At 64.9% G+C, this 3600-nt stretch carries 4 protein-coding genes; all 4 read right to left on the bottom strand.

All coding sequences use genetic code 11. The features are described from left to right. Positions 1-278, bottom strand: a 278-nt coding sequence (locus B3446_RS13400; RefSeq protein ID WP_291381697.1) for a DUF4880 domain-containing protein, incomplete at its 3' end; no start/stop codon positions are given. Beyond that, positions 271-804 (bottom strand): sigma-70 family RNA polymerase sigma factor, encoded by a 534-nt coding sequence (locus tag B3446_RS13395; RefSeq protein WP_175122878.1) that lies wholly within the window; start codon positions 802-804, stop codon positions 271-273. The genes B3446_RS13400 and B3446_RS13395, both read right to left, overlap by 8 nt. Before the next feature lie 112 nt (positions 805-916). Continuing rightward, complete coding sequence (gene zapE / locus B3446_RS13390; RefSeq protein WP_105237867.1) at positions 917-2008, bottom strand: cell division protein ZapE; 1092 nt, start codon at positions 2006-2008, stop codon at positions 917-919. A gap of 84 nt (positions 2009-2092) precedes the next feature. Continuing rightward, complete coding sequence (gene lpdA / locus B3446_RS13385) at positions 2093-3520, bottom strand: dihydrolipoyl dehydrogenase (RefSeq protein ID WP_191576691.1); 1428 nt, start codon at positions 3518-3520, stop codon at positions 2093-2095. Positions 3521-3600 lie beyond the last annotated feature (80 nt).

The following is a 3600-nucleotide window of genomic DNA, read 5'->3' as shown; positions in this document are numbered from 1 at the left end:
AGACAGCGCAGTGCGGCGCGCCGGCCATGCGAGGCAGGCGCATTCAGCGCCGTGTGCGCCAGGGCCGCCGGCACGCGGCGCGCATTGCGGCCGATGTCGTGAAGCCGATCCCACGCCACACGGTGCGCGGGGTCCTGGGCCAACCAGGCCCGGCAGGATTCATGATCGCGCGCATCGACAATGCCCGATTGCAGCCGCGCCCACCACGCGATGGCCTCGCGCACCACGGCATCGGACGGGCGGGTGTCCACAGGCGCGCCGTTGGCCGCGTCAGGCATGGATCGCCGCATAGCAAGCGGACATCGCACGCACCATGTACTGCTGCACCGAACTCAGCGACACATCGAGGCGTTCGGCGATCTCGGGATACGTCAGGCCATCCAGCTGCGACAAGAGGAAGGCGGCGCGGGCCTTGGGCGGCAGCCCATCAAGCAGGCGATCCAGCTGAACCAGCGCCTGCAGTTGTTCGGCCTGCGCCTCGGGCGACGGCGCATAGGATTCGGGAACGGTGGCCAGATAGGCCAGATACGCATGCTCCAGCGCGGCATGGCGCTGGTGATCGACCACCAGGCCTTTTGCAATGGTGGTGAGCAGCGCGCGCGCCTCGCTGGCGCGCACCTGTTTGCGGCCCTGGATCACCCGGACAAAGACGTCCTGGGCCAGGTCTTCCGCGCGGTGTTCGCAGCCCAGCTTGCGGCGCAGCCACCCGAACAGCCACGGGCGGTGATCGCGGTACAGGCCATCGACTGGCGCGACCTGGGCGTCGACGCACGGGGCCGATGAGGAAAGCAAGGTGGAAGACACGGATGAGACTGCGGCGCTGAACCAAAAGTCTCAAAATCTTAATTGATAATGACTTGCATTAACAATGATTGCGCTCCCCCTGCCCTCGAAATGAGGGCGGGATGAGGCTTTACTACAACGTCACGGCCAGACGGCGTTCGGATTCCAGGTACTCGCGCGACTGCATTTCCAGAATGCGCGACACCGTCCGGTGGAACTCGTTGGCCAGCGCGCCTTCCGTGTAGATCTCTTCGGGCTCGCACTCGGCCGACATGATGAGCTTGACGCGGTGGTCGTAGAACACGTCGATCAGCCACGTGAAGCGACGCGCCTCGGAAGCCTGGCGCGGTCCCATGCGCGGCACGCCCGACAGAATCACGGCATGGAAGCGGTTGGCCAGTTCCAAGTAGTCGTTCTGCGAACGCGGACCGCCGCACAGCGTGGCAAAGTCAAACCACACGACCGACCCGCCCAGCGCCAGCGCGCGGATCTCGCGGTGCTCGATGTGCAGCACGGGATCCTGCGGCGGCGTATCCGCCAGCGCATCGAAAGCCGCCTGCAGCGCCTTCTGCGCGTTCTCGTCCAGCGGCGTGTGATAGCTCTGCACCTGCTCCAGCGAGCGGCGGCGGTAATCGATACCCGCATCCACGTTCATGACATCCATGCGCGACTGGATCAGCGCGATGGCGGGCAGCACGCGGTCGCGGTGCAGTCCATCGGTGTACAGCGTGGACGGTTCGTAGTTGGACGTCATCACGAAGGACGTGCCGTATTCGAACAGCTTGAGCAGCAGGCGGTGCAGGATCATCGCGTCCGCCACATCGGACACATGAAATTCGTCAAAGCAGATCAGCCGGTAACGCTTGGCCACGCGCTTGGCAACCTCGTCCAGCGGATCCTGCATGCCCTTCACTTCCTCAAGTTCGCGGTGCACGCCGCGCATGAACTCATGAAAGTGCAGACGCGTCTTGCGCACGACGGGCACGGTGGCATAGAAGGCGTCCATCAGGAAGCTCTTGCCGCGGCCCACGCCGCCCCAGAGGTACACGCCGCGCGGCACGTCGGGACGGTTCAGCAGCTTTTTCAGCGCATTCGAGCGCATCGACTTGAACTTGACCCATTCGTCGTAATAGCGCTGCAAGCGGTCGATCGCCTTCTTCTGCGCGTCGTCGGGCTTGTAGCCGCGTTCGGCCAATGCGTGTTCGTAGTAGTCGCTGACGTTCATAGGGGAACCGGATCAGGCTGAAGGGAATAAAGAAAAGGGCGGGTTCTGGAACCCGCCCCCGGTCTTGCAGAGGTCAAACGCGGCTTAGAAGTTCAGCGCGCGCTTGTCCACGGCCAGAGCGGCTTCCTTGACGGCTTCCGACAGGGTCGGGTGCGCGTGGCAGATGCGGGCGATGTCTTCGGCGGCGCCGCGGAATTCCATGATGGTCACGGCTTCCGAGATCAGTTCCGAGGCCATCGGGCCCACGATGTGCACGCCCAGGACTTCGTCGGTCTTGGCATCGGCGATCACCTTGGCAAAGCCGGTGGTGTCACCCAGCGCGCGGGCGCGGCCGTTGGCCAGGAACGGGAAGCTGCCGGCCTTGTACTCGCGGCCTTCGGCCTTGAGCTGCTGCTCGGTCTTGCCGACCCAGGCGATTTCCGGCGAGGTGTAGATGACCCACGGCACGGTGTCGAAGTTGACGTGACCGTGTTGGCCGGCGATACGCTCGGCAACTGCCACGCCTTCTTCTTCGGCCTTGTGCGCCAGCATCGGGCCGCGCACCACGTCGCCCACTGCCCAGACGTTCGGCAGGTTGGTCTTGCAGTCGCCGTCGACGGCCACGAAGCCGCGTTCGTCCAGCTTCAGGCCCACGGCGTCGGCGTTCAGGCCGCCGGTGTAGGGCACGCGGCCGATCGAGACGATCAGCTTGTCCACGACCAGCTTCTGCTCGGCGCCCTTGGCGTCGACGTAAGGCACGGTCACCGACTTGGCGGTCGCCTTGATCTCACCGATCTTGACGCCCATCTGGATGTTCAGGCCTTGCTTGGTGAAAGCCTTGAGGGCTTCCTTGGCCACTTGGCCGTCGGCGGCGGCCAGGAATTCCGGCATCGCTTCCAGGATCGTGACTTCGGCACCCAGGCGGCGCCACACGCTGCCCATTTCCAGGCCGATCACGCCGGCGCCGATGACGCCCAGCGTCTTGGGCACGGCGCCGATGTTCAGTGCGCCGTCGTTGGACAGCACGACCTTTTCGTCGAACGGCAGGCCGGGCAGTTCACGCGCCGACGAGCCGGTGGCGACCACGACGTGCTTGGCAACCAGGTCTTCCTCGGCGGTGCCGGTGACCTTGATGGCCCAGCCGCCTTCCACTTGGCCGCTGAACGCGCCCTTGCCGTGGAAGAACGTGACCTTGTTCTTCTTGAACAGGTACAGGATGCCGTCGTTGTTCTGCTTGACCACCGTGTTCTTGCGGCCGATCAGCGTGTCGAGCTTCAGGCTGACGCCCTTGACTTCGATGCCGTGCTCGGCGAAATGGTGGTTGGCTTGTTCAAAGTGTTCGGACGATTGCAGCAGCGCCTTGGACGGGATGCAGCCCACGTTGGTGCAGGTGCCGCCGGGGGCCGGGCCGCCTTGGCCGTTCTGCCAGGCGTCGATGCAAGCGACCGACATGCCGAGCTGCGCAGCGCGGATGGCGGCGATGTAGCCGCCGGGGCCTGCGCCGATCACGACGACGTCAAATTGTTTGGACATAGTGTTCTCGCGAATGAGGGATGAAGAAGCGCACTTCCTGCCCAGCGCAGTCGGGCTGCGGGCCGGCGGGGAGCCGGCCC

Source organism: Achromobacter sp. UBA5777, from assembly GCF_002418565.1.
GTDB lineage: Bacteria > Pseudomonadota > Gammaproteobacteria > Burkholderiales > Burkholderiaceae_B > Achromobacter > Achromobacter animicus.
Note: the sequence above shows the minus strand (reverse complement) of the source record. Positions and strands in the feature narration are given on the sequence as shown.

Bases quoted from the DNA above. Each gene is read 5' to 3' on its own strand.
- zapE (WP_105237867.1), bottom strand. From the start codon at position 2,008: ATGAACGTCAGCGACTACTACGAACACGCATTGGCCGAACGCGGCTAC.
- lpdA (WP_191576691.1), bottom strand. From the start codon at position 3,520: ATGTCCAAACAATTTGACGTCGTCGTGATCGGCGCAGGCCCCGGCGGC.